The following is a 6,769-nucleotide window of genomic DNA, read 5'->3' as shown; positions in this document are numbered from 1 at the left end:
TATCGACGATGTCCGAACATATCGATGTGGACGTGAGTGGTCTGCTGCGCCGAGAAATCACCCTGGCCCAAGCTGCAGATCGTTTGATGGATATGGTGGTACGTACGATTAACGGCCGGCGGACGGCGGCCGAGGTCCTCGGTCACCGGGAGTTTTCTCTGACCAAGTTGTACCGGAGCGCGTAAGCTGGCGGGTGGACGGGCCTTCGGGCCCGTCTGGGCCGCATGTGTTCGAATTTTGGGGAAAGAAGGTGAATCGTTGTGCGTTCCCATTTTTCTGGCTACAAGGGATGGGTTTTGTTCCTGGTGTTTTCCGGCACGCTGATTAATGCCGTCGATCGATCGAGCTTGGCCACGGCCAATACGTTTATCGCCCAGGATCTGCACCTCAGTCTCGAAACCATGGGCTGGGTTCTTTCGGCTTTCGGTTGGACCTACCTGATCTTTAACATTCCGGCGGGGTGGTTGTCCGATCGCTTTGGCACCAAAAAAGTGTACGGCATCGCGGCCTTTGTGTGGTCTCTGGCCTCGGCCATGACGGGAATGGCCAAGGGGCTTGGCGTACTTTTATTCAGCCGGGGACTGGTCGGGGTGGGAGAAGCGGCGAATTTTCCCGCGGCGACCAAGGTGATCACCGAACACTTCGAGGAATCAGAGCGGGGGACGGCCACCGGGATTTATTTAGCGGGGCTGCGCCTGGGGTTTGCCCTCACCCCCGGGTTGATGGTCGGGCTCATGGTCGCGTTTGGCAGCAAAGCCCACCCGGACTGGCGGATGGCATTTTATATCACCGGTTTAGGGAGCCTGCTGTGGGTGGTGTTATGGATGTTTACCTACCGGGAGCACCGCGGGCCGAAGTCGGTGACGGGTGGGGTGGGCGGTGAGCAGAGGGTATTGGTAGGGGCATTGTTAAAATATCGTAATACTTGGGCCATTATATTCATAAAATTCTTCCAAGACTATCTGTATTATCTTTTTCTCACTTGGCTGCCGGGTTACTTGATCAAAGGGCGGCACCTCGATTTGGGTCACGTGGCCTTTTATGCCACCTTGCCGTGGATTGCCGGAATGCTCGCCCAGCCGCTGATTGGCATATTGTCAGATGCCTTGATTCGCCGGGGGTACAATGTGACAAAAGTCAAAAAGACGTTGATCGTGATTGTTCAGTTGGTGTCGGTGTCTGTCATCGGTGCCGCCTACGCTCAGTCCGCCGTTACGGCCGCTTGGCTCTTGGTTCTGTCCATGGCTGCGGAATCGGCCTCGACGGCAATCCTCTGGTCGATCCCTCAGGATCTGGCCCCCCGGGGGCGGCGGGATCCCTCGGAGGAATCATGAACACCGCTGGCGCCTTGGCGTCTATCGTAGCCCCGGCATTGACGGGTTATATTGCCCAAGTGTTCGGCTTTACCCCCGCCTTGGTGCTGGGTGGGCTCGTGATGGTCGCCGCGGCGCTGTGTGTGATCTTCTTCTTGAGGGGAATCGAGCAGTTGCCTTTTTCTTCGGAGTTGTACAAGACTCTACCCAATGCGGGGAAATAATACAACACCAGCAGGTTTACGCCGGGAAAAAGAAGGGGTTCCGCCAGAAAACTGAGTTGACCATACGTGGGGTAGGCCCGCCGGGCCTGCCTTTTCTTTTGCGACTACCGGACATTAATCTGTGCATTTTCGTGGCAACGTATGCTAAATTAGTGGATGGCTGACCATCCTGTCGGGAAGGGGGTTCGGGGGTATGCTGCAAGAACAGCGTTTTGAACTCATCCGCCGGCATCTGGAGGAACACGGTTCTTTGGCGGTGCAAGACTTGATCCAGCTACTGGGGGTGTCCCGGGAGACGGTTCGCCGGGATCTGCGGCAGATGGAGCAGAAGGGGCTGCTGACGAAGGTACACGGCGGGGCGGTGCTCAAGCAGGTGGGGGAAGAGCCTTCCTATGAAGTGCGCACCGTTTCTCACCGGGCGGAAAAGCAGGCCATCGGCCGGGCCGCCCTGTCCCTCATTGCCCCGGGGGACACGATTTATCTTGATGGCGGGACCACCATGCTGGAGTTTGCAAAGGTGTTGCGGCCGGCGGGATCGCTCACGGTTTTTACGAATAGCATCACCGTGGCAGCGACCCTGGCGACGACCTCTGCCAAAGTGTATGTGACCGGGGGGCTTTTGCGGGACGGGGAGATGTCATTGTCCGGGGCCATCGCCAACCATGTGACGGAGAATTTTTTTGTCGATACGGCTTTCATCAGCGCCGGGGGGATCACCATTGAGCACGGGGTGACCGATTATCACGTGGAAGAGGCGGAGCTCCGGCGCATCATCGTCGAACGGGCGGCAAGAGCGGTGGTGCTGGCGGACCACAGCAAGTTCGGCGTCACCGCTTTTACTCGGGTCGTTCCGCTCACTGCGGTGGATGTGATCGTGACGGACTCGGGTTTACCTGAGGAGGAGACCGAGGCGATCCGCGCCTTGGGGGTAGAGGTCATCCGGGGCGAGGTGAGCGGATGAGGTGGGATAGCACCCCCGCAAGCCTGTTGGCCGTCTGCCGGGGGGCGTCCGCCCCCCGTAACCCGAGGCTCCTTCAGCTCGGTGGTCCAATCCGCCCCTTTACCAACTTCCTGTCCAATCTTTACACAGGCATCACACACCCCTGGGCTGAACCTGCTATGCTGGGGGTGTGAAGTTGTGGTAATACGTGTTGTTATGTGTAAAGATGTGCAAACCATCGCAGGGAGGCGTGGTAAACGTGGGGAAACGGGCATGGAAAACGGGGTTGATCAGCTTGGCCTGTGCGTCGGTGCTCACCGCCTGTGGGGCGGGGGCTGGACCGGCAGGTCAGCCGGGAAGCGGGGGCGCGGGCAGTTCCTCCTCGTCCCTGGGGACTGTTACTTTGTACACGTCGGATGGCCTTGAAGACTATTACAAGGCGGTGATCCCAGAGTTTGAGAAAAAATACGGGGCAAAAGTGCAAATGGTCGCGGACGGCAGTGGCGCGGTGGTGAACCGCCTCAAGGTGGAAAAAGACAATCCCAAAGCGGACGTGGTGGTCACCATGCCGCCCTTCATCCAGGCCGCGCAAAAGGACGGCCTTCTCGAAGCTTATGCGTCTCCGGAGAGCGCCGCCATCCCGGTCGATCAAAAAGACAGTGCCGGACATTGGTATACCTTCATTAACAACTACGTCAATTTTGTCTACAATCCCCGGCTGACGTCCTCGCCTCCGTCGACGTTCCAAGATCTGCTGCAGCCGACATACAAGGATAAAATCGCCTATTCCAATCCGATTTCCGCCGGCGACGGCATGGCGGTGATCATTCTCCTCGAGAAGTTGTGGGGAGAAGACCAGGCCTTTTCCTACCTCAAACAACTGGAGCAAAACGTCAAATTTCACACCAAAGGCACCGGATACCTCGACGTGCTGATTAACCGTGGCGAGATTGCAGTAGCCAACGGCGACTTGCAAATGGACATGGCGGACAAGACTGTAGGCGGGCTGTCCCTATCACCGCTGTTTCTGAAACCTTCCCAGGACGCAAAACCCGTCACCTTCGCGGACCCCTATGTGATCGGCCTGGTGAAAAATGCTCCGAACAGCCGAGGCGGAAAGGCACTTATCGATTTTCTGCTCTCCAAAGAAGCTCAGGTCCATACCTATGATATTTACGGCATTCCCGCCCGTTCTGATGTGAGCCCGTCGGGAGACAAAGCCACGGCAGTGAAACAAGCGCTAAACGGGGTTCAGATTGTAACTATCGACTGGAATCATGTGCTCGATAACCAGAAAAAATGGCAGGACCGCTGGCAATCGGAGGTGCTCGGTGCCTATGGCAAGCAGGGCAGTGTCACGGCTCCCCAGTGATCCCCAGGTGTCATCCCGGAGCGATCCAGCCTTTGCGAGCGGTTTGGGTGAGCTCTCGACACAATCCGGGTGCGCCGGGATCGCCACCTGCGATCCAGCGTTTCACGCGGATCGGCGACAGGAGCCCCTGGGTGAGAAACACACCACCCAGGTGGCGTCGGCGGTTCCGGGATTGGCCCTCAAAAACGTCACCGTGGCGCACGGCCATCGGACGATCCTGCAAGAGATCGACTTGAGTCTCAACCAGGGTGAACTGCTCACGCTTCTCGGGAGCAGCGGATGCGGAAAGACGACGTTGCTTCGGGCTGTGGCCGGTTTGATCGATCTGACCACGGGAACGGTGGAGGTCGGGGGTCGTGATATTACCCGCCTTCCTCCCCACCGGCGAAATATCGCCATGGTGCATCAGCATTACGCCCTCTTTCCGCATATGACGGTGGCGGAAAATGTGGCCTTCGGCCTGCGGGAGCGCCGGATGCCAAGCCGTATCGTCAAGGAACGCGTCCAGTGGTACCTTCACTTGGTGAAGATGGAGGCTCATGCGGATTTCTATCCTTCGCAACTGAGCGGCGGGATGCAGCAGCGGGTGGCCTTGGCCAGGGCTCTGGTGCTCGAACCGGACGTTCTGTTGCTCGACGAGCCATTGAGTGCCCTGGACACCAATCTGCGGCAGGAACTTCGGTCGGAACTGCTCTCGCTCCACCGGCGATTTCCTGGGTTGACCATGATTTACGTGACTCATGATCGGGAAGAGGCGATGATCCTCTCCGACCGCATCGCGCTGCTCCGGGAGGGTCGAGTGGAGCAGGTGGGCACCCCTTCTGAGCTCTACGATCGTCCGGTCAGCCTGTATGCCGCCGCCTATTTGGGTGCGGTCAATGTGCTTCCGCCAGACTTCGTCCGTCGCTTTGCTCCAGGGCTTTTCGCTAAGATGGGGGATGGGTCCCGCTCCTTCGGAGTTCGTCCGGAATGTGTCCGTCTCGATCACAGCGCTAAACTCGCATTCACGGGCCGGGTCTCGGAGGTGGAGTGGGTGGGGGCGATTTGCCGGGTCAAGCTTGTCATTCTAGAGTTTCCGGAGTTGACCCTCAGCGCTGAGTTCCTGCGCCGGGGGGGCCTTCCCCGGCCAGGGGACCTGGTTCCCGTATCTTTCTCCCCGGAGGAGTGGATGGATGTTGGCCAGTAAGAGCCGGTTTGGTTGGCCACTGGCAGTGGCGGGACTCGTGTTTATCCCCTTGGTGGTCTATCCGGGGTGGATGTTGATTTCCCTTCAGGGGGACGGAGCCGGCGGGGTGTGGACCGAGTGGAGCACTGTACTGCACAGCGCGGCCCTATGGCGGACAGTGTGGTTTTCTCTGGGGTTATCCTTGGAGAGTACTGTCTTCGCCGTGCTCATCGGGGTCGGGGTGGCTGTGGCGATTCACCGCTCGCCCCCCGGCTTTGCCCGGTGGTTGGTGCGGAGTGTCGAGCTCATGGTGGCGTTTCCTTCGTTTCTGATTGCCTTTTCCCTGATCTTTCTGTACGGGTCCCAAGGGTCGATCACCGCGGGGGTTCAGCATCTGTTACACCTGTCGGGCCCGCCCTGGGATTTCTTGTACGGGAGGGCCGGGGTGGTGTTCGCCGAAGTGTGTTACTACATTCCGTTTATGATTCGGCCGACCTTGGCGGTACTTGAGAGAATGGACCCAGCGCTGCCCGAAGCGGCCGCCGGACTTGGGGCTCGGCCTGGACGGGTGTGGAGGCGGGTAATCCTCCCTATGGCGTACCCGGGTATTTCTGCCGGGGCGATCCTCTGCTTTTTACTCATTCAAAATGAATTCGGCATTCTGCTTGTCCTCGGCTCCCAACAGGTCCAAACGCTCCCCATGTTGATCTATAGCACGGCGATGATGAATTTGGATCTCCCAGCTGCCTCGGTGACCGCGACGGTCATGTTGGGGATGTCCCTGGCGATTTATGCCCTCTATCGCCAGGTGGAGCGCTGGAGCCTCGGGGGGCGGGGGGGTGTGTTCGGTGGAGGTGCAAAGGGGACGGGCGGGTCGGTCGGCAAATCCTCCGGCTGGGCGGCGTGGATTGCGACCCTCGCAGTCGTCATTGTATTTGTACTCCCCATAATGGTGGTTGTTGTTTCCGCCTTGGCCAGGACTTGGGTGGGGACGGTACTCCCGGAGGGGTGGACTTGGCGATGGTTTGCTGTGCTGGATGCCAGTGACTGGGCATCCCTCGGAGTGAGCATCGCGGTGGCAGGGGCGGTGGCCCTGTTGGCTACTGTCATCGGTACGGGGGCCGCTCTGCTGCTGCGGAGGCGCAGGGGAGGGATCGCTGGTTTGATCGACGCCCTGATCATGATTCCCGGCGCGGTTCCTAGTGTCGTGGTGGGTTTGGCCGTCCTGGCAGCGTATCATCAGAAGCCCCTGGATCTCTCGGGGTCCCCGGCGATCGTCATCCTGGTTCAGCTTTTTCTGGCTTTGCCCTTTAGTTACAGGATGTTGCTTGCCATTGCGGAAACGATGCCACCGGCCTTGGAGGAGGCGGCGGCAGGGCTCGGCGCCGGGCCCTGGCGGAGGATTCGGCGGGTGCAGATTCCGCTGCTGCTCCCGGGGATGCGGGCCTCGGCCGCCCTTGCCTTCGCCCTGTCCCTGGGAGAGCTCGGCGCCACGATGATGGTCTGTCCTCCGGGGTTTGCCACGGCACCGATGCAGATTCTGCAGTATATCCAGCGCGGGTATTATTACCAAGGTTCCGCTCTGGCCGTGTTGTTGTTGCTCGCCGGTTTTTTAGGACTGGCGGCGGTGGCGGCTCTGGGTGTGAATCGGCGATCCGGATGGGCGCTAGCCCGAAAGGGTCTGAGGCGGGATCGGAGAGCGGTGGACCGAGGTGCAGGGGACGGGGCCGATATCGGTGCGGTTTCGTGAGAGCG

Annotated in this window: 6 protein-coding genes and 1 pseudogene; all 7 read left to right on the top strand. The window is 59.5% G+C overall.

From position 1 onward, the window contains the following. Positions 1-185: pseudogene (locus K6T64_RS09075) on the top strand (UxaA family hydrolase); the annotation flags it as partial. Between the two features lie 75 nt (positions 186-260). Further along, positions 261-1,334: an MFS transporter gene (locus K6T64_RS09070; RefSeq protein WP_288009726.1), complete on the top strand. Its 1,074-nt coding sequence runs from the start codon at positions 261-263 to the stop codon at positions 1,332-1,334. Then, a complete protein-coding gene (locus K6T64_RS09065) occupies positions 1,331-1,537 on the top strand; it encodes a hypothetical protein (protein WP_288009724.1) in 207 nt (68 codons plus the stop codon). The genes K6T64_RS09070 and K6T64_RS09065 overlap by 4 nt, the downstream gene beginning before the upstream one ends. Positions 1,538-1,730: 193 nt before the next feature. Further along, on the top strand, positions 1,731-2,498 hold the full coding sequence (locus K6T64_RS09060; protein WP_288009723.1) for a DeoR/GlpR family DNA-binding transcription regulator: 768 nt from the start codon (positions 1,731-1,733) through the stop codon (positions 2,496-2,498). A gap of 238 nt (positions 2,499-2,736) precedes the next feature. Continuing rightward, the gene (gene phnS / locus K6T64_RS09055; RefSeq protein WP_288009721.1) at positions 2,737-3,849 is read left to right on the top strand and encodes a 2-aminoethylphosphonate ABC transporter substrate-binding protein; all 1,113 of its coding nucleotides are present in this window, start codon (positions 2,737-2,739) and stop codon (positions 3,847-3,849) included. Beyond that, positions 3,815-5,035 carry an ABC transporter ATP-binding protein gene (locus K6T64_RS09050; protein WP_288009719.1) on the top strand — a complete coding sequence of 407 codons (1,221 nt, stop codon included), beginning with the start codon at positions 3,815-3,817 and terminating at the stop codon, positions 5,033-5,035. The genes phnS and K6T64_RS09050 overlap by 35 nt, the downstream gene beginning before the upstream one ends. Then, positions 5,022-6,764 (top strand): 2-aminoethylphosphonate ABC transporter permease subunit, encoded by a 1,743-nt coding sequence (locus tag K6T64_RS09045; protein ID WP_288009716.1) that lies wholly within the window; start codon positions 5,022-5,024, stop codon positions 6,762-6,764. Before K6T64_RS09050 ends, K6T64_RS09045 begins: the two co-directional genes overlap by 14 nt. The last annotated feature ends 5 nt before the right edge of the window (positions 6,765-6,769 follow it).

The sequence above is a fragment of the Kyrpidia sp. genome (genome assembly GCF_023512215.1).
GTDB lineage: Bacteria > Bacillota > Bacilli > Kyrpidiales > Kyrpidiaceae > Kyrpidia > Kyrpidia spormannii.
Note: the sequence above shows the minus strand (reverse complement) of the source record. Positions and strands in the feature narration are given on the sequence as shown.